Origin of the sequence: Sporosarcina sp. P32b (assembly GCF_002743335.1) — a bacterium.
Lineage (GTDB): Bacteria > Bacillota > Bacilli > Bacillales_A > Planococcaceae > Sporosarcina.
In genome coordinates this window covers 225,665-250,278 of sequence record NZ_PDZB01000003.1, presented here as the reverse complement: position 1 = coordinate 250,278, position 24,614 = coordinate 225,665, and the positions used below count along the sequence as shown (strand labels likewise).

21 protein-coding genes are annotated in these 24,614 nt (G+C 40.2%); 2 read left to right on the top strand and 19 right to left on the bottom strand.

Features of this window, described 5'->3' with window-relative positions; genetic code table 11:
• Positions 1 to 158: 158 nt before the first annotated feature.
• From CSV64_RS04280 to CSV64_RS04210, 15 genes are all read right to left on the bottom strand, one after another.
• Entirely contained in the window at positions 159 to 782 is a 624-nt protein-coding gene (locus CSV64_RS04280) for a hypothetical protein (protein WP_099632953.1), read from the bottom strand.
• Positions 783 to 950: 168 nt separating this feature from the next.
• The gene (gene hemL / locus CSV64_RS04275; RefSeq protein WP_099632952.1) at positions 951 to 2,246 is read right to left on the bottom strand and encodes a glutamate-1-semialdehyde 2,1-aminomutase; all 1,296 of its coding nucleotides are present in this window, start codon (positions 2,244 to 2,246) and stop codon (positions 951 to 953) included.
• A gap of 1 nt (position 2,247) precedes the next feature.
• Positions 2,248 to 3,228: a porphobilinogen synthase gene (gene hemB, locus CSV64_RS04270; protein WP_099632951.1), complete on the bottom strand. Its 981-nt coding sequence runs from the start codon at positions 3,226 to 3,228 to the stop codon at positions 2,248 to 2,250.
• Positions 3,225 to 3,989 carry a uroporphyrinogen-III synthase gene (locus tag CSV64_RS04265; RefSeq protein ID WP_099632950.1) on the bottom strand — a complete coding sequence of 255 codons (765 nt, stop codon included), beginning with the start codon at positions 3,987 to 3,989 and terminating at the stop codon, positions 3,225 to 3,227. The genes hemB and CSV64_RS04265 overlap by 4 nt, the downstream gene beginning before the upstream one ends.
• Positions 3,982 to 4,911, bottom strand: coding sequence for a hydroxymethylbilane synthase (gene hemC / locus CSV64_RS04260; RefSeq protein ID WP_099632949.1), 930 nt, complete (start codon positions 4,909 to 4,911; stop codon positions 3,982 to 3,984). Before hemC ends, CSV64_RS04265 begins: the two co-directional genes overlap by 8 nt.
• A gap of 15 nt (positions 4,912 to 4,926) precedes the next feature.
• Positions 4,927 to 5,757: a cytochrome c biogenesis protein CcsA gene (gene ccsA / locus CSV64_RS04255; RefSeq protein ID WP_099632948.1), complete on the bottom strand. Its 831-nt coding sequence runs from the start codon at positions 5,755 to 5,757 to the stop codon at positions 4,927 to 4,929.
• Between the two features lie 221 nt (positions 5,758 to 5,978).
• Positions 5,979 to 7,355, bottom strand: a complete 1,377-nt coding sequence (hemA, locus tag CSV64_RS04250) for a glutamyl-tRNA reductase (RefSeq protein ID WP_099632947.1) — start codon at positions 7,353 to 7,355, stop codon at positions 5,979 to 5,981.
• A gap of 130 nt (positions 7,356 to 7,485) precedes the next feature.
• Positions 7,486 to 8,067 (bottom strand): ribosome biogenesis GTP-binding protein YihA/YsxC, encoded by a 582-nt coding sequence (gene yihA / locus CSV64_RS04245; protein WP_085131065.1) that lies wholly within the window; start codon positions 8,065 to 8,067, stop codon positions 7,486 to 7,488.
• Entirely contained in the window at positions 8,064 to 10,385 is a 2,322-nt protein-coding gene (gene lon / locus CSV64_RS04240) for an endopeptidase La (RefSeq protein WP_099632946.1), read from the bottom strand. The genes yihA and lon overlap by 4 nt, the downstream gene beginning before the upstream one ends.
• 130 nt (positions 10,386 to 10,515) lie before the next feature.
• Positions 10,516 to 11,784, bottom strand: coding sequence for an ATP-dependent protease ATP-binding subunit ClpX (gene clpX, locus CSV64_RS04235; RefSeq protein WP_099632945.1), 1,269 nt, complete (start codon positions 11,782 to 11,784; stop codon positions 10,516 to 10,518).
• 210 nt (positions 11,785 to 11,994) lie between these two features.
• Entirely contained in the window at positions 11,995 to 13,281 is a 1,287-nt protein-coding gene (gene tig / locus CSV64_RS04230; RefSeq protein WP_099632944.1) for a trigger factor, read from the bottom strand.
• Between the two features lie 244 nt (positions 13,282 to 13,525).
• Positions 13,526 to 14,491, bottom strand: a complete 966-nt coding sequence (locus CSV64_RS04225; protein WP_099632943.1) for a tetratricopeptide repeat protein — start codon at positions 14,489 to 14,491, stop codon at positions 13,526 to 13,528.
• A gap of 321 nt (positions 14,492 to 14,812) precedes the next feature.
• Positions 14,813 to 15,442: an SIMPL domain-containing protein gene (locus CSV64_RS04220; RefSeq protein ID WP_099632942.1), complete on the bottom strand. Its 630-nt coding sequence runs from the start codon at positions 15,440 to 15,442 to the stop codon at positions 14,813 to 14,815.
• A gap of 325 nt (positions 15,443 to 15,767) precedes the next feature.
• Positions 15,768 to 17,075, bottom strand: coding sequence for a sensor histidine kinase (locus CSV64_RS04215; RefSeq protein WP_099632941.1), 1,308 nt, complete (start codon positions 17,073 to 17,075; stop codon positions 15,768 to 15,770).
• Complete coding sequence (locus CSV64_RS04210; protein ID WP_158232977.1) at positions 17,072 to 17,731, bottom strand: response regulator transcription factor; 660 nt, start codon at positions 17,729 to 17,731, stop codon at positions 17,072 to 17,074. The genes CSV64_RS04215 and CSV64_RS04210 overlap by 4 nt, the downstream gene beginning before the upstream one ends.
• Before the next feature lie 220 nt (positions 17,732 to 17,951).
• Between CSV64_RS04210 and CSV64_RS04205 the strand changes: the two genes are divergently transcribed.
• Both CSV64_RS04205 and CSV64_RS04200 read left to right on the top strand, forming a co-directional pair.
• Complete coding sequence (locus CSV64_RS04205; protein ID WP_099632939.1) at positions 17,952 to 19,424, top strand: YfcC family protein; 1,473 nt, start codon at positions 17,952 to 17,954, stop codon at positions 19,422 to 19,424.
• A gap of 18 nt (positions 19,425 to 19,442) precedes the next feature.
• A complete protein-coding gene (locus CSV64_RS04200; RefSeq protein WP_099632938.1) occupies positions 19,443 to 20,543 on the top strand; it encodes an NAD/NADP-dependent octopine/nopaline dehydrogenase family protein in 1,101 nt (366 codons plus the stop codon).
• A gap of 301 nt (positions 20,544 to 20,844) precedes the next feature.
• Here the strand turns inward: CSV64_RS04200 and CSV64_RS04195 are convergent, their stop codons facing one another.
• From CSV64_RS04195 to dctP, 4 genes are all read right to left on the bottom strand, one after another.
• Complete coding sequence (locus CSV64_RS04195; protein WP_099632937.1) at positions 20,845 to 21,399, bottom strand: helix-turn-helix domain-containing protein; 555 nt, start codon at positions 21,397 to 21,399, stop codon at positions 20,845 to 20,847.
• 122 nt (positions 21,400 to 21,521) lie between these two features.
• Positions 21,522 to 22,844, bottom strand: coding sequence for a TRAP transporter large permease (locus CSV64_RS04190; protein ID WP_099632936.1), 1,323 nt, complete (start codon positions 22,842 to 22,844; stop codon positions 21,522 to 21,524).
• Positions 22,828 to 23,337, bottom strand: coding sequence for a TRAP transporter small permease subunit (locus CSV64_RS04185; protein WP_099632935.1), 510 nt, complete (start codon positions 23,335 to 23,337; stop codon positions 22,828 to 22,830). Before CSV64_RS04185 ends, CSV64_RS04190 begins: the two co-directional genes overlap by 17 nt.
• Positions 23,338 to 23,348: 11 nt before the next feature.
• On the bottom strand, positions 23,349 to 24,434 hold the full coding sequence (gene dctP / locus CSV64_RS04180) for a TRAP transporter substrate-binding protein DctP (RefSeq protein WP_099632934.1): 1,086 nt from the start codon (positions 24,432 to 24,434) through the stop codon (positions 23,349 to 23,351).
• Positions 24,435 to 24,614: the final 180 nt, after the last annotated feature.

The window sequence follows — 24,614 nt, the reverse complement described above, 5'->3', positions numbered from 1 at the left end:
GATGGTGAACGATGCGAAGAGGATATAATCCCTACTTGTTACCGCCATGGCTTCGAAAAACGAGATTTTATTGTAAAGGCTGTATTATTCCGTTAACCGTTTTTCAATTGATTCGGTTACTTTTAGTCCCGACCACTGGCGACTTTTTAGTATTTTGCTTACTCGCTGCTTTGTCCTTCTGCTTCTACAAAAACATTATTTGAATGGAAGATCTTTCTCGTTACATCGTCATCCATCTCGGCGATGTATAGGAGAAAGTCTTCCATTTCATTAGTTACTTGCTCTATCGCACGATCCGCATTTGCAAGAAACTCCATATGAGATGTCGATGCAGCTACGAACTCTGGCGCAGCGGGCTCTTCTTCAATAACGACCGCTTCTTGTACAGGCTTATCCTGTTTCAAATGAACAGTCCACTCGAGCTTCAATCCTCCGTCTTCCTGTGTTGCAGTTTTAATATCCTGCACTTCAAGTTGCAAGTCTCCATCGAGTTCTACTGGCAGATCAACATTCAGAGGCACAGCATACTCAAAATACCCTTTATTGTTTTCTACTTCCACGTCATTAATAACTAATGCATCATCAGTTGCCAATTCCACTTGCTTGTCTGCATCAAATACAACGTTTGCCGCGATATGATAGATCCCTTGCAAGCGGATCGCTTCCTCCGTACGCTCTTCCGTAAACCCTGGCGTCACCTTTACCTCAGCCGATTCAGCAAATGCCCCGTACTCAGCAGGGAAATAAAAAGACTCTTGCAATGTCCATTGATGCGTCGTCATTTTCGCTTCACTCCTTTTCTTAACTCAGGCTACTATATGAAGAAATGGAGGAGTTTAGAAGTAAAGTATAGTGTAGATTATAATGGAAGTAATCGTAACCCTGCCATCCCCCTAAAATAATGGACATAAAAAAGCGCCAAGCAAATAAATTTGCCTGGCGCTTCATAATTATCGTTTTAACTTCTCAAATACCGTATGGAATGCTTCCACAGTTTTCGCGATATGCTCTTCTGTGTGTGCCGCTGACAAGAACATACCTTCGAATTGGGAAGGTGGTAAGAAAATACCTTCTTCCGCCATCAGACGGTAATATTCTGCGAACAGTTCCAAATCGGATGTTTTCGCTTTGTCATAGTTATTGACGCGTTCGTCTGTAAAGAAGAAACCAATCATAGAACCTGCACGGTTAACAGTATGTGGAATATTATTAGCTTTCGCTGCTGCGCGGAAACCTTCTTCCAACTGATCGCCAAGCTTGATGAAGTGTTCGTATGTTTTCGGTGTCAACTTTCTCAACGTTTCGATACCAGCTGTCATGGCTAATGGGTTACCAGACAATGTACCCGCTTGATAAATAGTTCCCGCCGGCGCTACATGCTCCATAATCTTGCGTGAACCGCCATACGCTCCTACAGGGAGTCCGCCACCGATTACTTTACCTAGACATGTAATGTCTGGTTTGATGTTGAAATGACCTTGTGCGCATTTATAACCCACACGGAATCCAGTCATGACTTCATCAAAGATGAGTAATGAACCGTTTTCTTCGGTCAAATCACGTAAGCCTTTAAGGAAGCCGTTATCCGGTCCTACAACACCCATGTTTCCTGCAACAGGTTCTACAATAATCGCAGCAAGGTCGTCTCCGTACTCTTTAATAGCTAATTTAACACTTTCCAGGTCGTTATATGGAACCGTAAGAGTGTTTTGCGCAATCGATTCAGGCACTCCAGGGCTATCAGGTAAACCTAATGTAGCGACACCCGATCCCGCTTTAATAAGCAAAGAATCCGCATGTCCGTGATAGCAACCTTCGAATTTAAGGATTTTATTACGCTTCGTATAGCCACGTGCTAATCGAAGTGCACTCATCGTCGCTTCCGTACCTGAAGATACCATACGCACCATTTCAATGGATGGTACACGGTCGATCACAAGCTCTGCCAATTCATTTTCAAGAAGAGTAGGCGCTCCGAAACTTGTACCTGTTTCAGCTACTTTTTGAATTGCAGATACTACGTCAGGGTGTGTGTGTCCTAGGATTAGAGGACCCCAAGATAGAACATAGTCAATATATTCATTGCCATCGATATCTTTAATAATCGCACCTTTACCACTTTCCATAAAGATCGGATCCATATTGACTGATTTGAATGCACGAACTGGTGAGTTGACCCCACCCGGCATTAAATCAACGGCTTTTTTGAAAGCCTCTTTAGAGTTCGTATTTGTTTTTTGTCCCATATTACTTCTCCTCCAACCAGCGAGCAGCATCTTTTGCATGATACGTCATGATGATATCTGCGCCTGCACGCTTCATACTTGTTAACGTTTCTAATACAATTTTCTTCTCGTCTACCCAGCCATTTAACGCTGCTGCTTTAACCATTGCGTATTCCCCACTAACGTTATACGCTACGACAGGCAATAGCACATGATTCTTCACATCGCGAATGATATCTAGGTAAGACAATGCCGGCTTAACAATTAAGAAATCCGCGCCTTCAAGAATATCGGATTCTGCTTCACGCATTGCTTCCATACGATTTGCTGGATCCATTTGATACGTTTTACGATCACCAAATTGTGGTGTAGATTGCGCTGCTTCACGGAATGGACCGTAATAAGCAGATGCATATTTAACCGCATACGACATGATCGGAATGTTTTGGAATCCTGCATCATCTAACGCTTGACGAATAACTGCCACAAAGCCGTCCATCATATTTGATGGTGCAATAATATCCGCTCCAGCTTTCGCTTGGCTGACTGCTGTCTTCGCAAGCAATACGAGACTTGCATCATTATCTACATCATTGTCATGAATAACGCCACAGTGACCGTGGTCTGTGTACTCACATAGGCAAGTATCTGCTACTACGACTAATTCTGGATGACGTTCCTTCACTGCGCGTGTTGCACGCTGAATGATTCCTTCATCGTCATACGCTTCAGAACCAGTTGCATCCTTTTCGGAAGGTATACCAAATAAAATAATAGAAGAAATACCTAACTCAACTACTTCATCTGTTTCTTTCAATAATAAATCAATTGAAAACTGATCTACTCCTGGCATAGAAGCAATTGGATTACGTACGTTCTCGCCTTCTGTAACAAAGATAGGATAAATGAAATCCGCTGCTTTAATTTCTGTCTCTCTTACCATCGCTCGAACGGTAGGATGTGTACGAAGTCTACGATGACGCTTAAATTCTATTGGATTCACTTGAATTCTCCCTTTCGTTTGGCCAGCTCATGAACTAGCTCGACTAATGTATACGTTTCAGGTTTGACGTGAACGGGCGCGCCTACTTTTAATAACGCACGTTCCGTAACATGTCCAATTGCGCAAACCGTAAAGCCGAACCACGTTGTTTTCGGCGCAATACGTGAAGAGAATACTTCAACCGCCGATGGGCTTGCGAACAAAACAGACACCTGATTTTTATGGAGTATAAAACGACTCAATTTATCTATTTCACTCGTTGCACTCTTGGTCTCATAGACTGTCCATTCCGATACATGAAACGGCAACTCTTCACGAATCAAACTACCAGCGAGAGTGCCTTTCAAAAAGACTACATGTAATCGTTCTGACTTTTTTGGATTAAACTGTTTGACGAAAACATCTGCACTAAAAACGCTCGGAATGAAAGACACGGCAAAGCCAAGTTTATCTAACGCAGCCGCTGTTCGAGTTCCGACCGCGGCAACTTTTCCGTTGAACGTATCAGCCGTTACATTGAACCGCAACATCTTAGCGCGGAACGCAGCAACTGCCGATTGGCTCGTAAAAATGAGCCAATCAGCCTTCATTGCTTGTTGCAATTTTTGCTGATCAGCCTTCTTCTGTATTTCTCCGACTTCAATAAGCGGAATCGAAACCGGAATGCCACCGTAACTTTTCACAAGTTCGGCAGCTTCCGCAGATTTTGGTGTTCCGGTGAAAATAACCGTTTCTCCTGCTAACGGTAATGCGTTACGCATCCATATCCGCCTTCACTTTCTCGATTACTTCAGCAGCACCTTGGTCGCGTAAAATTCTACTGACTTCTTTACCGACTGCAACAGGATCTGTTCCTTTCACAGTTTCACGGAACACTTGAACTGCATCCGGAGAAGCGATGAAGCCAGTCATTTCCACTTCATTACCATCAAACGTTGCAAATCCACCGATTGGCACTTGGCAAGAACCATCCATTTCATTAAGGAATGTACGCTCAGCCTGTAGTTCAATCCAAGTATTCTTATCTGTTAATTTCGCTAGTTCATTTAGTAATTCTGTATCGTCTTCACGACATTCAATCGCTAATGCACCTTGTCCTACTGCTGGAATACAATCTTCAAGCGATAGGTGTTCTGTGACGATATTGTCATCCCAGCCCATACGCTTAAGTCCTGCTGCCGCTAAAAGAATTGCATCATATTCACCATCTTGAAGCTTACGTAGGCGTGTATCAATATTGCCGCGAATCCACTTAATTTCAATATCCGGACGTAACAGCAATAACTGTGAACTGCGACGAAGACTGGATGTACCGACAACCGCTCCGATCGGTAAGTCCATGAAACGCACATGGTCGTTTGCGATGTACGCATCACGTGGATCTACACGTTTAGGAATACAGCCGACTGTCAAACCGTCAGGAATTACCGCTGGCATATCTTTCATGCTATGTACGGCAAAATCAATTTCTTTATCAAATAAAGCTTGTTGAATTTCTTTTACAAATAACCCTTTTCCGCCAACTTTTGACAACATGACGTCCAAGATTTGATCGCCTTTCGTCACAATCTCTTTTACTTCAAACTCAAAAGGTGCACCCGCCTGCTTCATTTGTTCGATGAACCACTTCGTTTGAGTTAATGCTAGTTTACTTCTGCGTGAACCTACAATAATTTTTCTCACAAAACTCTCCCTTTCTTATATCCATAAATGAAATTGTGACAGCGTACTGCCTAAAAAGAAATTAATGACCGTTAAGAGAAATGCAAATATCGTCATCCAGGCAAACTCCACTGATTGAAGCTTTCCCTTATAATTGAAATAAATAACCGAAGAATAGATGAGTAATACTGCAAATGATCCCATAATTTTCACATCAAACGGAGACCAATCTTCAAGCGCTACATACGCCCACTGAACACCAAATAACAGACTGACGAATAAAATCGGAATACCGGTATAGATCGACATTTTCATTCCCGTCATCGTCTGATGTAAATTGGGTAGACTGGAAAAGCGCTTTCCAAACTTCTTACTTTTTAATACGTTATAGACAATCAAATATAATACCGCAAAAACAAATGCTAATGCGAACACTGCATACGAGAGGATTGCTGACGTAATGTGAACAAATAGTACTTCTGAAATGAGCGAATCACCTACTGTGGACGCTGTGTATTTCAAATTGGAAAAGACATGAATCATTAAAAATGCAAAACCAATGATATTTGTGAAAAACACCATAAAGTTCACTTTATAAATCAACTGGAACACAATAGATAATGTAACCAGCAACCATACATAAAAATAAATTCCTTCAACTAGCGATAATACTGGAAAGCGTTTCATCTGAATAATATAAAGTGATAAAATCGCGGTTTGTGTAACCCATACGGTAACGATGAGCCAAAAAGCAATACGTTGGACAGCTTTTGACTTCTTCAAGTAATCAATAAAGTAGAAAACAAGACCGAGGGCATAAAGGACAATCATGAATTCCTGAAGTCTTGCGACGGTTAAATCAACCATATGCTATTCTCTGCCTTTCAAGCGAAAACCTCTCTTTTGCTAGTAAGGAGTGTTCGTCTACATTGTCTCAAATGAGAGGGTGTTACTGCAAATAATTGCATCCATAGTAAGCATCTTTCTACTATTGATATGAACAGTTATACATTTACTGCTTATTTAACCGCAATAAAAAAGTGGCCCTGTATCGTTCTTGTGAAAGACAGATACAGAACCACCTGGGATTAGTGTTGATAATTTAAGTTCGTCACATCAACTACGTCTGATTTTTGATCAGCCCGTTTTTGAAGACGCTCTTTTGCCTGTAATGCCAGCTGTTCCTTTTCTGTTACAACATCTTCTGAGATCCCAAAGATTTGTTCAAAAAGTGCGAGTTTCTCTGCTGCTTTTTTATCAGTAGATAATTCTTTAGCCTGTAAAATAGGTTCTTTTAATAATTGATTAATAATCGACTTTGTATGCTTGTTCAGAACTTTCTTTTCACGTTCTGTTAAATCAGGCATCTTATTTTCGATGCTAGCCATCGTTTCACTCTGAATACGACTTGCCTTTTTACGCAAAGCAGAAATCATCGGCACGACACCTAGTGTTGTTAACCATTCTTTAAATGCAACAACTTCTTGTTCGATCATCAAACCGATCTCATCAGCTGCACGCTTACGCTCAGCTAAGTTTGCTTCAACAATGCCTTGCAAATCATCAATATCATATAAGAATACACTACTCAGTTCACCAATTTTTGGATCGAGGTCACGTGGCACAGCAATATCCACCATAAATAGTGGCTTGCCTTTACGAAGTCTCTCTACAAAATCCATCAATTCATAATCGATGACATATTCAGTAGCTCCTGTTGAACTGATCAATATATCTGCTTCGAGTAACAAACACTGCAACTCTTGCATAGATTTCGCTTCACCATTAAATTTCGCCGCTAGAATTTCTGCCTTAGAGAATGTCCGGTTGATCACAGTAATCTTCCCAACACCGCTTCCTTGCAAGTTCTTGACTGCTAATTCACCCATCGTACCGGCTCCAAGAATGGCAATATGCTTATCCTTGAGAGAACCGAAAATCTTTCTCCCAAGTTCTACTGCTGCATAGGAAACTGACACGGCATTTTCTCCAATTGCAGTGTCCGTATGCGCTCTTTTTGCTGTCGTAATCGCTTGTTTAAACAATTCATTGAATACGGTACCTGTTGTACCAATATTTTGTGCAGCAAAAAAACTACTGCGAACTTGTCCTAAAATTTGCGTTTCACCAAGTACCATGGAATCAATGCCTGCAGTTACACGTAATAAATGTTCCACTGCACCATCTTCTTCATGAATAATCAAATGACTGGAGAATTCCTCCATAGGAATAGAAAACCAATCAGCAAGGAATTTTTTTATATAATATCGTCCAGTATGAATCTGATCCACCACCGCGTAAATCTCGGTGCGGTTACAAGTAGAAATAATGATGTTTTCCAAGATGCTCTTTTGCTGTTGCAATGTTTGCATCGCTTGTGGTAAATCAGCCTCGACGAATGACAGCTTCTCTCTAATTTCGACAGGGGCGGTTCGGTGGTTAACACCGACAACGACTGTATACATTAGGTGCTCACACCTTTCGGAATCTTTTTCTTACATTCATTATAACATACATAGCGCTTTAGTCGGAATGCAAATTGTGAACATCGTTTGAAGTCATAATGTAGCAATTCCATCAAAAATCACACGTTATTTACATGCGGCTTTCAATTTCACGCCATGCTTCATCCATACCCATTCCCTTTTCAGATGAAAACAGTATGAGCGGCTCATGTATTTCCATGTTAAATGTTGTGCGAACGACTTTCTTATGCTTTTCCCATTTACCTTTAGGTATTTTATCCGCTTTTGTCGCAACGACAATTGTCGGGATATTATAATGAGAAAGGAAATCGTGCATCATGCAGTCGTCTTTTGTCGGTGGATGACGTAAATCGACAATCTGCACTACCGCACGCAATTCTTCGCGTGATGTAATGTATTGTTCGATCATACCGCCCCATTTTTCTTTTTCTGTTTTCGACACTTTCGCATAGCCATACCCTGGTACGTCTACGAAAAATAATTTTTCCTCAATTTTATAGAAATTGAGCGTTTGGGTCTTCCCTGGTTTTGAAGATGTACGAGCCAAGCTTTTGCGTCCAATCATTTTATTAATGAAGGAAGATTTCCCTACATTCGAACGACCGGCTAACGCAAATTCAGGATAACCTTCTGTTGGATATTGTTCAGGTCTAACCGCACTCATAATCATTTCAACGTTATGGACTTTCATTTCTTTTCCTCCAAAGCGATATCGAGTACTTCATGAGCATCCGACACGAGTTTAAATGTTAATTCTTTTCTTACACTATCTGGAATATCATCCAAATCACGTTCGTTATCTGACGGGATGATGATCGTGCGCAATCCTGCACGGTGAGCACTAAGCGTTTTTTGTTTCAGTCCACCAATTGGCAACACACGCCCACGTAAGGTCACTTCTCCTGTCATACCAACTTCACGGCGTATCGGACGTTCCGTCAATGCGGATACTAGTGCCGTTACGATCGTTATACCGGCGGAAGGTCCGTCTTTAGGTGTAGCGCCTTCCGGAACGTGAATATGAATATCCCACTTTTCATGAAAATCAGGATCTATATTAAATGTCATGGCTTTAGAACGCACATAGGATAATGCCGTTTGTGCTGATTCCTTCATGACATCCCCAAGTTTACCTGTTAGCAATAACTTACCTTTACCTGGAGATAATGAAACCTCAATTTGCAATGTATCTCCACCGACTGACGTATAAGCAAGTCCAGTGGCCATCCCTACTTGATTAACCGTTTCTGCCTGTCCAAACCGGAAACGCTTTTTACCAAGTAAGGCTTCTAAAGACTTCGGACTGACTGTCAGGCTTTTCTTATCGCCCGCCAAAATTTGACGCGCAGCTTTACGACAAATGCTGGCGATTTCTCGCTCAAGTGAGCGCACTCCAGCTTCACGTGTATAGTATCGTACGACTTCCAGTACTGCTTCATCCTGGAAACGTAGTTGTGATTTCTTCAGGCCATGTTCCTTCATCTGTTTCGGAATCAAATGATTAATAGCAATCGATTGTTTTTCCTGTTCTGTATAACCAGGAATCGAAATAATTTCCATACGATCACGCAACGGCCCAGGAATAGACCCTAAATCATTCGAAGTTGCAATGAATAATACACTCGAAAGATCATACGGCTCTTCTATATAATGATCACTGAAATTGCTGTTTTGTTCAGGATCCAGTACTTCCAGCATAGCAGACGACGGATCTCCTCGGAAATCATTCGACATTTTATCAATTTCATCAAGTAGGAAGACCGGATTGATAGTGCCTGCCTTTTTCATACTTTGAATAATACGCCCAGGCATCGCGCCTACATACGTCCGACGATGACCACGGATTTCAGATTCATCACGAACACCACCTAGTGACAGACGAACAAATTCACGTCCTAAAGACTCAGCGATAGAACGAGCTAACGAAGTTTTTCCGACTCCTGGAGGACCATCTAGGCATAGAATTGGTCCACGCAGAGAATTTGTCATCTGACGCACAGCGAGATACTCTAAAATTCGTTCTTTAACGTTTTCTAAACCTTCATGGTCACGGTTCAATATCTCTTCTGAACGAGACAAATCTAACTGGTCTTCTGTCGCATGCGTCCATGGCAGCATAATGAGCCACTCGATGTAATTGCGAATGATACCACTTTCAGCTGAAACGGAAGGAATTTTTTCATACCGTTCCAATTCACGCTCAGCAGTCTCTCTAACTGATTGTGGCATATTAGCTTCCTCAATTTTTTTCTTCAGCTCAGACACTTCGAGACCTTTACCATCTTTATCGCCTAGTTCGGTTTGAATTGCTTTTAACTGTTCACGTAAGTAAAACTCTTTTTGCGTGCGTTCCATTGCTTCTTTTACACGTTCATTAATTTTTTGTTCAAGCTCCATGATTTCCTGTTCATTGTACATTCTACTGATTAGCCATTCCAAACGCTCAGGTACATCCAGAATTTCAAGCACTTCTTGTTTAGCTGTTAATTTTAATGGTAAGTTCGATGCGATCATGTCAGCTAATCTACCCGGTTCTTGAATGCTTTCAACTGTCTCCAGTGTTTCGTCGGAAATACGTTTGCTATTCTTCGCATATCGTTTGAACTGAGCTACAAGTGAACGCATCAATGCTTCTGCTTCCGCGTCTTTTTCATCGCTCTCTTCGTAACATGTAACATTGACAACTGGATATAGATCAGCTTCCTGATAACTGCTCCACTTTGCTCTATGTATGCCCTCGATTAATACGCGATACGTACCATTCGGTAATTGAGTCATGGATTTGATGTTCGCCAGAGTACCTATTTCATGTAAATCATCTTTTTCCGGGTTTTCTAAACTTAAATCTTTTTGGGTCGCAAGGAAAACCTGATGATCACCTGCCAATGAATGTTCAATCGCGAAAATTGAGCGTTCTCGGCCAACATCAATATGTAAAAGCATCGTCGGATAAACAATCACTCCGCGAAGTGGCAATAATGGGATGTTCTGTTTTTGAATCGTCGGCATGATAAGCCACCTCCAAATAAATTATGTCTATGTATGTGTAGTGCTCAAATGAAATCTTATGTAACAAAAAGCCGACTGCCGAACGTATAGGATACGCATCGGTGGAGCCGGCCTTTTTGCCTTTTCGGCGTTATGCGGTATTTTTTTCGTTATCTGATTCGTATACAGATCCGTCTTCTCTATACAAGATCGGAGTAGACTTACCAAGAACAGAGTCCTTCGTAATGATACACTTTTTCACTTCTTCAAGTGAAGGAAGATCGTACATTACATCTAACATAATGTTCTCGATAATCGAACGAAGTCCACGTGCACCCGTCTTACGAGCAATCGCTTCTTTCGCGATTTCAATTAATGCATCATCTTCAAATTGAAGTTCTACATCATCCAGTTCAACCATCTTCTGGTATTGTTTGACGATCGCATTTTTCGGCTCAGTTAGAATTTGATACAATGTATCTGCATCTAATGTATCGAGTGTTGCGATAACCGGCAAACGACCGATGAATTCTGGAATTAAACCGTATGACTGAAGATCCTCAGGAATCAACTTAGACAATAAGCTCTCTTCTTCATTGATTTCTTGCTTGGATTCAGAACCGAAACCGATGACTTTACGTCCGATACGGCGTTTAACGATATCTTCGATGCCGTCAAATGCTCCACCTACAACGAATAAGATATTCGTTGTATCGATTTGCAGGAATTCTTGATGAGGATGCTTACGACCGCCTTGTGGTGGTACGCTCGCAACCGTTCCTTCAAGAATTTTCAGCAAGGCTTGTTGCACACCTTCACCGGATACATCACGAGTAATCGACGCGTTCTCAGATTTACGAGCCACTTTGTCGATTTCATCAATGTAAATGATTCCCTTTTCAGCTTTATCGATATCGAAGTCCGCTGCTTGAATCAATTTCAAGAGAATATTCTCTACGTCTTCCCCAACGTAGCCCGCTTCAGTTAATGAAGTCGCATCTGCAATCGCGAATGGTACATCCAAAATACGAGCCAACGTTTGCGCGAGTAATGTTTTACCGCTACCAGTTGGGCCGATTAAGACGATATTGGATTTAGCCAGCTCGACTTCATCAATTTTACTGCCTGAATTTACCCGTTTGTAATGATTGTATACCGCTACTGCGAGTGATTTCTTTGCGCGATCTTGCCCGATGATATAATCATCGAGGATACCTTGGATTTCTCTTGGTTTTGGAACGTCTTTTAGCTCGAAGCCTTCTTCAAGACCGACTTCCTCTTCCACGATTTCCGCACAAAGTTCAACGCATTCATCACAAATATAAACACCTTGACCTGCTACTAGTTTGCGGACTTGCTCTTGAGATTTCCCGCAAAAAGAACAGCTCAGGTTATCGTTTTCATCATTAAATTTGAACATTATGCTCACCCCTATTCAAGTGAATATACTACAAGATTACCATGACTTAATCAACTATTTAGAACTTAATGACCGATAACAACCAGCCGGATATGTATCGTTATTTATGATCTAGCTTATGGAGTTTCCGAAAGTCTATACATGAAGTTCTATTATTTAAGAAAAACAAGGTACGGACAAACCGTACCTTGTTACGTTCATATAAAAAGATTAGTCGATGATTTTTGCACTGTCAACAAGTAGTTGTACTGTTTTATTGAAACGAAGATCGTTTTCAAGTACAGATGTGCCACCAAGAGTAGTCTTGATTTGCTCAACGTCCATACCGAATTGCTCTGACATTTTTTCAAGTTCAGCATTTACTTCTTCTTCAGGAACTTCTACTTCTTCAGCAGCACCAATTGCTTCAAGTGTTAATGAAACACGTACGCGGCTTAGTGCATCGTCTTTCATTTGGTCGCGAAGTGTTTGCTCGTCTTGACCAGAGAACTGGAAGTAAAGATCCAAGTTCATGCCTTGCATTTGTAGACGTTGTTCGAAGTCCTGCATCATACGATCCGTTTCTGAATCGATCATCGCTTGTGGAATTTCCATTTCAGCGTTGCTTGCAGCTTGTTCTACTAAATCGTCACGAAGAGCCGTTTCAGAATCATTCTTTTTCACTTCTTCAGCTTCTTCTTTCAACTTCGTGCGTAGCTCTTCTACTGAAGATACACTCTCGTCGATTTCTTTTGCTAACTCATCATCAAGTTCAGGAACTTCTTTAGACTTGATTTCGTTAACTTTCACTTTGAATGTAGCAGGCTTTCCAGCTAATTCAGCAGCGTGATATTCTTCAGGGAAAGTGATTTCAACTTCTTTTTCTTCTCCTGTTTTCATGCCCACTACTTGCTCTTCAAATCCTGGAATAAATGAACCAGAACCTACTTCAAGTTCATAGTTATCTGACTGTCCACCTTCGAATGCTTCGCCATCAGCGAATCCTTCGAAATCGATTGTAGCTGTATCGCCATTTTCAACAACGCCGTCTTCTTTGACTACCATTTCTGCTAGTGCTTCAGCACGTTGTTCAAGTTGTGCGTCTACCTCTTCGTCTGTTACTTCAACTGCTTGACGAGTTACTTCAAGACCTTTGTATTCTCCAAGCTTTACTTCAGGCTTAAGCGCTACGATTGCAGTGAAGACAACTGGTTCGCCTTTTTCTAGCTTTTCGATGTCGATTTCAGGAGCTGCGATTGGATCTACGTCCGCTTCATCTACTGCAGCAGAGTATGCTCCAGGTAGTACGATATCGATAGCATCGTTGTAAAGTGATTCTTCACCGTACATTTTATTGAACATTTTGCGTGGCATTTTCCCTTTACGGAAACCTGGTGCCTGTACTTTCTTTACTACTTTTTTGAACGCTTCATCCAACGCTTCGTTGAAACGATCTACAGAAACTTCAAACGTAAGTTTCCCTTCGCTACCTTCTAATTTTTCCCATTTAACTGTCATATGTATGACCTCCAAATCATTTGCAATACTTTTATTTTTATTTTAATCAATTATACCTTCGCATGATTGTATCTGAATTTTTTCTGTACATCCTAAAAAATCTTCGACACTCTTTGAAGGCTTTACCTGAATCAGCTCATTTTGTTTCGCCTGTAAGAAGCGACAACGTTGCTGATGACAGATAAGCAGTTGACAACCATTTTAGTATAACATAGTCTATTCATCTTTCAAGAATTAATCACTGTCAGCTTTCCATTTCTTCATCCACCGAACGTATGAACGACAGCAATGACGTTTCCTCTGTCTCCTTGCCATACAATAACTGCTTTGTATATGCGACGTAAGCGCCCGCCACCTCTTCCGCTGTATAAGGTCCCCAGTGGAACGGAAACAGCAAGACACTGTACTTAAGAATCAGATTAACAACCAGTTCACTAGCTGTTGGATCTTTCTCGAATTGTGCTTTCGCAAGAAACTGTACTTCCCCGATAAATTGATCTTCTTCAGGTGACACGAGTCTCGATGGATTGGCTTCAGTCTCAAAGTGATATTTTCGAACAGCTAAAGATTCTTGATATCCCGTTTGTTGCAATAACATTAATGCATACGTCTTGACTACTGGTAACATATCCTCTGTTTCAATTACATCTACCAGCAACGGAATATACGGCTGTAATTTCTGATGTTGTAACGATAATAAGAATTCCTGTTGCTCCATCGATCCCATCTGTTGAAATTGCTCGCTTGTAATAGAAGGCTCCTCTATAGAAGGTTCTTCATAACGATCGGATAATCGACTATTCAATTCCCGCAAGTATTGAAACTTCTGCAAGCTATGTTCCGGAATGATCTCTTTCTCTAACAAACCTTGTATCGTCAGCTCTACCTCATCGTATTGTTGTAATTGGATTGAAATTGAAAGATAAAGCTCCAGTAATTCTATGTAATCGCCCGCTTGGTTTTGCATAGCTAAAAGGGCGAATTCTTTCGCTCGTCCATACTCTTTCATTTCATATAAAGAAATGGCAAGACCATCGAAAACTGTGTAGTCTTCGGGGTCAATTTCCAATACAGATTCGAAATTCTGGACCGCTTCTTCATGAAGATCACGCTCCATTGCCTGTCTACCTTCTCGATGAAGACGTTCAAGTGTTCCAGGAAAGATGACTACATTCCCTTTTCTAATGACTTGTCTACGCTTCTTTTGCACTGTACTCACCTGCCTGCTTTGTTACTTTCACTATAGCACAGCACTCTAAACCGATTCCACCTTGACGCTAAGAATGACATTAAGCAATTACACTAACGATTTATTCACTACATACCACTTCGGTTGATCCACTTCGAAAATGTTTGGCCGCACAGTAGTTTCTCTAAGTTTTCCCATCAGTATGACTACCTGCTACTCGATCCGTTTCAATGATGAATTGGGTATGTTTATACATCGAACCCTTTATATTTTCGTATAACTCGCACTGAAAGCCTTCTCATCATAGTAGCCGACTACCAATTGATATACTAAACTATACAATTAAATGATTTGATACTTCACTTGCAAACTTGCGCTGATTGTAATCGTTCCAGACTCAATTGGTGTTCTGCTGGTATCTGCTAAGGCCATTGCGCGGAACGCTACCGGTTGAGATGTATGCTGTTCTTCAATCTTCAAAGGAATAGGTCGATTCTGTAGTTTCAACGAAGTCCCAATCGTAATCATTTTCGTTTCTGCATCTTGCAAGGCTAGTATCAAGGCTTGCTGATATTGTTCATCTTGATCGGGCATCGTGAATTCAATTGAGCCGATTTGATTCGCACCGTTTTTGACCGCAAGATCGACGAGTTCACCTGTTCGTGAAAGTTCGTTACTTGTAATGCGGATAGAATTAATCACTTCATAACCTTGAAAGCGCTGTTCCCCATTAACATATTCATAGACTGGACGAATTTGAAAATCAATCGTTTGAATAGACGATTCCGAAATTCCCGCTTTTTGAAGCGACTGTACCACTTGATTCATACGTCTAGCATTTTCTTGCTGGATCTCCTCGAGTTCCGCTCCTCTTGATGTAACAGATAATACAATATGAACCGTAGTAGGCGAGACCTTCACTGCGCCTTCACCAAATACAGTAATCGTTCGTGTTTCTTGTTCGTTGTACATATAGAACACTCTCCTTTTTACAGTATTATCATTTCTATGCAAAACTCCAACCTAGTTAGACCTCTTTTTTGTTTGTTTACACACTAGAACGAGAATAAAGACTTCATTATAACTCCATTAAATGACTTAGAAGGGGTTCCTATGCGTGAGAGTGAAAAACAAATCGCGAAATTAGCATTGCTCGGTGAATCTATTGCCTTGTTCGGTCAAGCGATTACGACGCTGGCGGCTTATCTAACATTAGTAGATGAGTAGATTGAAAGAGATAAATTTAGTAAAATGCAGAAAAGAGCTGTACATAAACCATCAGCTCTTTTCTACAACTTCATATGCAATTTCTTATAATAATTTTAAATGTGACTCCACTTGACTTCTTCAACAACTCGATCGATCCTTGATGCTTCTCTGCAATCTCTTTAACAATTGAGAGACCTAGACCATGCGCTCCGGTCTTGCCTTTTGTAAACGGAGTAAATAGTTCATCTTTAAGCGAAGAGTCAATAGCTTGTCCATCGTTATGAAAATAAAGCACAGCTTTACCATCTTCCTTTACACAACGGATCATCAGTAGAGATTTTGCATATTTCATTTGGTTGTTCAGCATATTTTCGATTAGAATTTCTATTTCATGCTGATAACCAATCACTGTCAACTGCTTAGCAAGTTGCAAGTCGACCGTTAAACCGGATGCATATACGTTTAGATCTTGGGCGACCTGTTCAATCAGTTCATCCAATTGAACAAGCTGGATATCTTGACCATTCTGAAGGTCCTCAGCATTTGACTTCGCAATGAATAATAAATCCTCTACTCTATTTTCAATCCTAGCCGTTTGCTTGGTAATGGTTTCTAGTGTTTCGTCTATAGTTCCCTTCGGATAAATTCCGTCTCTTGCAGACTCGGCATAACTGGATATAATCATAATCGGTGTCTTTAGTTCATGGGAAATATACCTCAACATGGACTGCTGTGCCAAATCCTTCTGTTTTAGATTGTATTTCATAGAGGAAAATGATGAAGCCAATTCTTGAATATCGGCATCTTCTGTTTCCAATACCAGTTCCGTGTCCCAGCTTTGCGTGTCAGTCTGCATAATATACCGCTTCAATTCATGAATATTATAATAGAGCTTGTTCGTGATCATTCGTGTGAGTAGTACAGACAGAATAAAGATGAATGCGGTAATAGCCAAAAACCACAATAACATTTTAGGTAGAATTTCACGGTAAATATCTTTAACAACAGAATACTTATATACCTTTTCTCCATTTTCATAATCCAAATCGATTTTGTATAACAAGTATTTACCTTCAACTTTTTCACGGTACACTTCGCTTTCCTCCATCTGCTCAACCGCATGATCCATGATATACTCCGCTGTAGGCTGACCATGAATAGCTTCGACTATATCGATACTGTGCGCTGTTACACCTAAAATCCACTCATTATAGACGCCTCGTTCGTCGTTCTTTTCATACGTATATTCATCAATAATACGATCTTCAAATATCTTCCCGAAATAATAGTACGACCAAAAGTAAACGATTGCGACACTTGCAATACTCATAAGCGTAATGAAAACAGCCATTAAAATAGTGATTTTCGACGCAAGCCATGTCTGACGTTTTTTCATACATTGCACCTATATCCAAAACCATAGATAGTTTCTATATGAAATAGCGGCATTTTCTGACGGATTCTTTTGATGTAATTATCGACAACACGTTCACTACCAAAATAATCCTCCCCCCAAATTTGTTGCAACAATAATTCCCTAGGGATTGCGGCTCGATTATGTTTTATAAAGAATTGTATAATATCAAATTCCCGACTCGTCACATCTAACTCCTGATCTCCCATTAAAATTAACCTTCGATTCTTGTCTATTTTATAAGGACCTACTACTTTAAAATCAGTATGATTTTGCATAGCTGTAACTTGTAGAATTTTCTTTACGCGAAGAACTAATTCCGCCGGCAAAAAAGGTTTCGTAATGTAGTCATCACACCCAATTTCAAAACCAATAACTCGATCTATACTTTCACCTCTTGCGGAAATCAAAATGACTGGGGTATTAACCTCGAGCTTTTTGATCTCTTTCAACAATTCAAATCCACTACCATCCGGGAGCATGATATCTACTACCCAACAATCTATCTGGACATGTAATTGACCAAAAGCTTCGTGTAGATCACCGCATTTCACCACATTCCAGCCATTTTTCTCTAAATAAATTGAAAGTACCTGAAGTAGATCCTGTTCATCTTCAACAAGACAAATCGTTTTCATCTCGCTCACTTCCCTCATTATATGTAGTACTTAAAGTATACAATCCTTCTATACGAATGTAGAGCCGTTCTAATCCGTGACACAATCAAACACATTTCAAACATAAACGAATACATTTATATGAAAATGTAGACACATTCCCTCTCTATCATAAGAAATAGCTAACTTGATGCATTTTAAAAGTAAGCGCATACAAAAATAAGATACATGGAGGTTTCCTATGGAAAAGAAGAAGTTCAAATTGCCAACCGCCTTTACTACATTGCTTATTATTACAGTAGGGATTGCATTCCTGACGTTTATCATACCCGCTGGAGAATATTCTTACAATGAAGATGGGACACCCATTGTCGGTACATATGAACAAGTCGAATCGAATCCCCAAGGTTTGTGGGACGTATTCTCCGCTCCGATTAACGGATTCTTTGATGCAATTGATATTATTATTTTCGTTCTCGTTCTGGGTGGATGTTTAGGTATTGTATTTGAAACGAAAGCAATCGATGCAGGTCTATCTAAAGTAGTGTTTTCATTAAAAGGTCGCGAAAAATTAATGATTCCTATTTTAATGACTATCTGTGCCATCGGTGGTGCTACGTATGGGATGGCGGAAGAAACGATTGCGTTCTATCCCATTGTAGTCCCGATTCTTCTATTAGCCGGTTACGATGTCGTTACAGCCGTCATGGTAATTTTCTTAGGTGCCGGGATTGGTGTGGCGGGTGGAATTACAAATCCGTTTTCTGTTGGAATCGCATCTAACCTGGCAGGTATTTCTATAGGGGACGGAATATTTCACCGTTTATTACTTTTTTCATTGTTCCTTGCATTCGGCATTACCTTTGTGATGCGGTACGCAGCAAAAGTGAAGATGTATCCCGAAAAATCAATTGTCTTTGATATCAAAAGTAAAGTAGAACAGCCTTTTAAAAAAATCGATCCGAATGATGTGGCCGATCTTACGGGAAGAAGAAAAGCGGTACTCGCAGTATTCAGTAGCTTCTTCCTCATTATGGTTGTTGCTCTAATCCCCTGGCAGGATAAGTTCGGGATTTCATTATTCAATACTTTGCATGACAACATCCAACAAACACCTATACTCGGTGTGGTATTAGGACATATTAGTCCGCTCGGGGAATGGGGTTTTGGGGAATTAACAGTTTTATTCTTCCTAGGTTCCATTATTATCGGAAAGATGTATTCATATAAAGAAGATGAAATAGTTAGATTGTTCCTTAATGGAGCAAAAGATTTAATCAGTGTTGCACTCATTCTTGCAGTGGCAAAAGGTATTTCTGTCATTATGACAAACGGAATGATCATTGGGACGATCCTGAATTTCGGGGAACATCTATTGGCAAATGTCAGCAGCTCTATTATTGCACCGCTTGCCTATCTCTTGTATATACCGTTAGCGTTCCTAATCCCATCTTCATCCGGACTAGCCACAGCGACGATTCCTATACTGGCCCCTCTCGCAGACTTCGCAGGAGTTGACCGGGCCTATATTGTAACCGCCATGCAAGCTGGTGCAGAAACAATGAATTTGTTCTCTCCGACACAAGCCGTTTTAGTTGGCGCTTTGACATTGGCGAACATTCCGTACGAACGCTGGCTTAAACACATTATTCCATTCGTGCTCGGGATTATATTAATTACCACTGTTGTATTAGTCACTTTGTCTATTATATAAATTATAGGAGGTTTTTATATGAATAAAATTTCAATTATTGGTGCAGGTAACGGCGGCTTAACCGCAGCTTATCATTTATCAAAACTCGGACACAGTATTTGTCTATACGATTCCCCTCAATTCGATACACAGATCAATGCGGTAAATAAACAAGGCGGGATCAAAGCACTACCAGAAGATCATGGTGCGGAGATGATGTTTCCAGGTTTCGAGGAAATCACGCATGCGACAACCGATATTAAGAAAGCGATGGAGTTTGCGGAATTGATTGTAATGATTTGCCCTTCATTCGCACAAGAGCTTTTATTTGAGCAAATGCTTCCTCACTTGCAAAATGGGCAAGTCGTTTTCTTAATGCCTGGTAACTACGGCGGACTAGTCTTAAATCGTATGAAAAATGAATCCAATCAAAAAAATAAAGATATTACGTTTGTGGATGGAATCAGTATTCCATGGGCAACGCGCATTGTTGAACCTGGTGTTTTAACTATCATGGGCTTAAAAGAGTTTTTATCTGTCAGCATTTTTCCGTCAGAAAATGCGACGAATGAAGTGAAGCAACTGATTACAGAATCCCTTCCAGTTCCAGTATATTTTCTAGATAACCCATTAGTAGCAGGGTTGGAAAACATCAACTTTGGTGGTCATCCATTATTGACAACGTTAAATATGGGACTACTTGAAAACTTTAACGGAGATTTTAACTATTATCGAGACTGCTGTAGTCCAGCCACTGCGAATGCGGCAGCGAAAATGGATCAAGAACGGCTTGCTGTTGGAGCGGCTCTTGGATTTTCATTGAAGACTGAATTAGAAGCAATGAATGCTCTGTATGATTCAAATTATAAATCAGTATACGATTTCAATCGTGACTCTACAACACATGGTAAAATCAACAGCGCACCAAATAGCTCTAAAAACCGTTATGTAACCGAAGATGTACCTTACTTACTCGTTCCCTGCTTCGAATTAGCACAAGCAGTCGGTATTCGTGTACCAATTGTAGAGTCTTGTATCCATATAGCCTCCGCTTATAATAATACAGACTATTTTAAGATTGGCAGAACATTAAAAGATATGGGTCTAACTACAGATGAATTAAAGATTCTTATCCAATAACTATCGAAAACCCAGATATCTCTTGTTGATATCTGGGTTTTGTTTAAAATCTAAACTAATTAATCCAAATAAAAAAGCTCCCGATCCATTACGACCGAAGAGCTCTGAATATTTGTTTTGCTATTAGAAAGTGATGAATCCTTTTTGTACTGCGAATCCACCTAATGTAAATAAGGCGATGACAACGAGTGTAATGATGAATAATCGATTATTTCTGTCCAAGACGTCACCTTTTTCTCTATCAGATAGATTATGATTGCTAGTTACTTCATTCTATCCTATCGAGTTCAGAATTAGCAATCTAATTTTCACGAGACGAAATATCTGTATTCGCACTTACTACGAGCAATGTCACGGGCTGGCGAGTCTCGTTAAACCATACATGCTCTTGCGTCGAATCTATATGAAAAGATTCATTCATATAAAATGTGTCTGAGTAGTCCTTCAAGACCACTTTAAGTTCACCTTCTAATATATAGACGAATTCCTGCCCTTGGTGGGCGTAGGGATGTGTATGGGATTCTCCAGGTCTTAATTCAATACGTGCGGGGAAAAATAACGGATTCTCCATATCGCCCACTAGGTTTGTAAAAGTGAAGTTAGGCTGATCAGCGGTTTTTTTAATAATACGCTTTTTGATCGGTGATTTTTCCATTGGCTCCTCGAAGAATAGATTAATATGAACTCCTAATGCCTCAGCAATTTTACGCAAAGAGGTAAAAGTTACCGAACTAATTCCGCGTTCTACTTGGGACAAAAAGCTGACGGATAAACCACTTTTGACACTAACATCTTTTAAAGTCAATTTATTCATCTTTCGAATTCGATGAATCTCTTTTCCTAATTCTGCATTCATTCCCATCCATCCCTTACTCAAAAATACTATAAGACTATTCTAGCATCAAAATGAAATTGATTTCTTATGATAAAGAAGACTCCTGAGTAAATCAAGAGTCTTCTTTATTATATAGTATCTAATTATTTCGAACTCAATAAATTAGGAAGCCAAGTAGCCAACGTCGGGAACAAAACGAAAATAATCGTCGCAATAAGTTGGATGATGATAAACGGCACAGTTGCACGATAAATCTTCTCGATACTCACCTTATCGCCCACCGCACTTTTTAGATAGAAGATTGCAAATCCGAATGGCGGCGTTAAATATGCTAATTGAAGAACAACCATGAAGACGACTCCCCACCACAAAGGATCAAAGCCGGCATTCGCAATAATCGGTGAAATTATTGGAGCTGCTAGCATAATCAACGCCATTGTCTCCAGAAACATTCCTAGTAAAATTATAAACGCCAAGGAGAAAGCTAAAATCCCCCATTTACCACCGGGTGCTAATTGAGCCATTTCGGATACAAAACGATTTCCTCCTACTCCAGAGAACACAGCAGAAAATGCTGCCGCACCAATCAATATCCAACCTACCATTCCGGTCATTTTAGTAGATTCTTTAAGCGCTAGATTAATCTTTTTCAAGTTCAAACGCTTGGTAAATAGGCCGATAAGTAAAGTACCCAGAACACCAACTGCCGCTCCTTCAGTAGGAGTCGCAATGCCAGTAAAAATCGATCCAAGTACAATGACGATTAAAATCAGGGGTAGGATGACAGACTTCGTAGCCAGCAATTTTTCACGTGTTGTAGCACGATCTTGCTTTTCCAACGAGGGAGCCATATCCTTGTTTTTATAAGCACGGAATAAAATATACGCTATAAACAATCCTATTAAAATAAAGCCAGCACCTAAGCCCCCAGCAAATAAACTAGACACCGATACGCCAGTGATGGCGCCATAAACGACCATGTTTAAACTTGGTGGAATGAGTTGTCCTAGTGTCCCCCCTGCCATAATCGATCCTAAGCTTAATGATTCATTGTATTTATACTTCATCATCTGCGGTAACGCAATTAATCCTAGACCAATTACTCCCGCAGCAACTACCCCTGAAATCGCACCGATAATTGCACCTACTAAAATGGTCGCAATTGCTAATCCTCCGCGCACTGCACCAGACCACTTATACACAGCATCATATAAATCTGTGATGATATTGGACTTTTCCAATAAAACGGACATTAGAATGAATAACGGAATTGCAATAAGTGTGAAATTATTCATCACCCCCCAAACAGCACTAGTCAATAGACTGGTACTATCTAATCCCCACATCATTAACGAAAACACCACGCCAACTGTGGATAATGCAAATGCAATCGGTACCCCTAAAAATAGAAGTAGCATCAATAAAACAAACATCGCAACCGGTGCATAATCAAATAGAAGTATCATCTATGCTACCCCCTTTTGCGATTTTATAGATTTCGACACACGCCTGTAACCAAATCAGCAACCCGCTGATCGGGATGAACCACTTAAACCACCATATCTGAGGATTAAACGTACTCTGATGTGAGGAATGTTCCATAATCATCGTTGATTCAATCGCCATGAGGGAACCACGGTAGATTAGGAACGATGCTACCAATATCACGAGCAGCATAGCAAATATGCCGAAGAATTTATTCCAACCAGGAGACAGTAAACGTGGAATAATATCCACTGCAATGTGTCCCTTTACTCTTAGCACTTCGGCTCCCGCTAGTAATATGGATACACCATATATGAAAATCGGCACTTCAAAACCCCAATCTGGTGCATCATGCAAAAAGCGTCTCATGATGATGGTATAGATGACTATTAGGGTTAGTGGAATCATTAAATAACCCGCTATTCTTCCTGCGATAGAAGACATTTTTTCTATTATTGTTGTTAAGCGAATCATGTAGCCACCGCCTATTCTTTATAGCCTATTTTTTTTGCCTGTTCAATATAACCAAGTTCAGCCAACAGATCCGCATATTGTTCTACATATTCTTTACTTGCTTCACTTTTCTCTTTATAATCATTTAATAATTCAAATCCTTTTTCACGCATTTCCTCAACATCTTCTTCAGGTAATTGAATGAACTCGATATCTGAATTATTCATCCATTCAGTCTTTGCCTTTGAACTTTCCACGCCATAAGCAATGGCAGATTGATAGCGTACTTTATCTCTTGCCACCTGCACAATCGCCTTCAAATCATCCGGCAACTCCTCCCAAGATTTCGGATTGGCAATCAGCTCTTTATCGGAACTTGGTCCAACATGTAAAGCAGGTTCTATAATGTATTTCGATACTTCATCTAATCCCATTTCGCCATTCACCAGATAATCATTAAATTCTGCGGCGTCCACTGTACCGAGTTGCAGTCCTGTATATATTTCAGGTGCGGATAATGAAATAGCTGACGCACCGAGTTTTCCGTAAAAAAGACTTGCCACTCCAGCAGCACGAATATTCTTTCCTTTAAAATCATCAGCCGAACGGATTGGTACTTGCGACATCAAGATTTCTTCCGGTGCATAATCGAATGTTCCTAAGCTATTAATTCCATGCTTTTCATAGGCTTTATCCATAATAGGCTGAAGTTTTTCGGAACGATAGAAATGTTCTTCAAATCCAGAAATCGGATCACCTGGAATTGTGCCTCCACCTAAAGCAAACACGGGATCTTTCCCTGTCCAGAAACCTGTATAGACAGCTCCTAAATCAACAACACCATTTTTCACCATATCAAATGTTTCATTAGTTGGGAATAAAATATTAGCACCAAACGGCTCAATCACTAAGCGTCCACCTGACATTTCTTCTACAGCTTTGACGAAAGGCAATATCGTGCCATCATATCGTGCTGTTCCTGGTATTTGATGGGTAACCATACGCCACTTATAAACTTTCTGTTCTCCTTCAGGTATCGTTTGATTAAGTTGGCAACCAGATAAAATCAATAGAAATACGAGCATCAAACTAATAAGCAGTATAGATTTTTTCAACATATTACTCCCCCTCTTTGAAATCGCTTACATTCTGATAATTACGTCTAATTATACGAATTAACTTATTATAATTACAGTAGGAGTGTAAAGTCAATGCAATTTTTCTCTTTTACTGTAATTTTGTTATTGAGATTTTTAATTGATTAACAGGAATAAATATTTTTTTTATATTACAAAAAT

Coding starts and splice junctions, on each gene's coding strand:
- CSV64_RS04220 (WP_099632942.1), bottom strand. CDS start 15,442: ATGTACAACGAACAAGAAACACGAACGATTACTGTATTTGGTGAAGGC.
- dctP (WP_099632934.1), bottom strand. CDS start 24,434: ATGTTGAAAAAATCTATACTGCTTATTAGTTTGATGCTCGTATTTCTA.
- CSV64_RS04195 (WP_099632937.1), bottom strand. CDS start 21,399: ATGAATGCAGAATTAGGAAAAGAGATTCATCGAATTCGAAAGATGAAT.
- CSV64_RS04200 (WP_099632938.1), top strand. CDS start 19,443: ATGAATAAAATTTCAATTATTGGTGCAGGTAACGGCGGCTTAACCGCA.
- ccsA (WP_099632948.1), bottom strand. CDS start 5,757: ATGGTTGATTTAACCGTCGCAAGACTTCAGGAATTCATGATTGTCCTT.
- CSV64_RS04210 (WP_158232977.1), bottom strand. CDS start 17,731: ATGAAAACGATTTGTCTTGTTGAAGATGAACAGGATCTACTTCAGGTA.
- clpX (WP_099632945.1), bottom strand. CDS start 11,784: ATGTTCAAATTTAATGATGAAAACGATAACCTGAGCTGTTCTTTTTGC.
- yihA (WP_085131065.1), bottom strand. CDS start 8,067: ATGAAAGTCCATAACGTTGAAATGATTATGAGTGCGGTTAGACCTGAA.
- CSV64_RS04265 (WP_099632950.1), bottom strand. CDS start 3,989: ATGCGTAACGCATTACCGTTAGCAGGAGAAACGGTTATTTTCACCGGA.
- CSV64_RS04205 (WP_099632939.1), top strand. CDS start 17,952: ATGGAAAAGAAGAAGTTCAAATTGCCAACCGCCTTTACTACATTGCTT.
- CSV64_RS04190 (WP_099632936.1), bottom strand. CDS start 22,844: ATGATACTTCTATTTGATTATGCACCGGTTGCGATGTTTGTTTTATTG.
- CSV64_RS04280 (WP_099632953.1), bottom strand. CDS start 782: ATGACGACGCATCAATGGACATTGCAAGAGTCTTTTTATTTCCCTGCT.
- hemL (WP_099632952.1), bottom strand. CDS start 2,246: ATGGGACAAAAAACAAATACGAACTCTAAAGAGGCTTTCAAAAAAGCC.
- CSV64_RS04185 (WP_099632935.1), bottom strand. CDS start 23,337: ATGATTCGCTTAACAACAATAATAGAAAAAATGTCTTCTATCGCAGGA.
- hemA (WP_099632947.1), bottom strand. CDS start 7,355: ATGTATACAGTCGTTGTCGGTGTTAACCACCGAACCGCCCCTGTCGAA.
- CSV64_RS04215 (WP_099632941.1), bottom strand. CDS start 17,075: ATGAAAAAACGTCAGACATGGCTTGCGTCGAAAATCACTATTTTAATG.
- tig (WP_099632944.1), bottom strand. CDS start 13,281: ATGACAGTTAAATGGGAAAAATTAGAAGGTAGCGAAGGGAAACTTACG.
- lon (WP_099632946.1), bottom strand. CDS start 10,385: ATGCCGACGATTCAAAAACAGAACATCCCATTATTGCCACTTCGCGGA.